This window comes from Rhodobacter sp. P2_H5 (assembly GCF_056403335.1).
Window position 1 is genome coordinate 1 of sequence record NZ_JBFUFS010000153.1, and the last position, 534, is coordinate 534.

Genomic DNA, 534 nt, shown 5'->3' on the forward strand with positions numbered 1-534 from the left:
GACCGGCGACAGCGCTTTTGGTCCCGCCTCGGGCAAGCGCTATGTGGCGCGCTGCATTGCGGATTGCGCGGTGACCGACGGGGTTTTCGACGATGAATGGCTGGTGTTTGACACCAGCTCCATCGTTCGGCAGCTGGGCCACGACCCTCGCGACTTTGTGCGCCGCCAGATCGCGGCAGAGGGCGGGCCAGCGCGGGCCAGGCGGCCCTTCACCCCGGATCAGGACCGCAGCGGCCCCTACCAGTTGCGCGGCAATGACAACGCTTGGGGCGGCAAGCTGGTCGATATCCTGACCCGGATCATGCGCAAGGATATTGCGGTGATCGGCAAGACCTATGACCGAGCGGTCAGACTGGAACATCCGGGTGGCCAGGGTGGTTGGACCTGCGAGTTCGCGGAAGCCGCGTGGATGGGGTTGCGGTCGTCTTTCCCCGCCGCAACCTTCACCGTGCATCATGTGATCGGCAATGACGAGGCCGGGCGCCAGCCCCGCGCCGCCGTCCGCTGGAGCCTGGATGGCAGGCACGAAGGCTA

The 534-nt window shown here is 66.5% G+C and carries 1 pseudogene; it reads left to right on the forward strand.

Features of this window, described 5'->3' with window-relative positions:
- A pseudogene (locus tag AC1DVR_RS24050) lies at window positions 1-534 on the forward strand (nuclear transport factor 2 family protein); the annotation flags it as partial.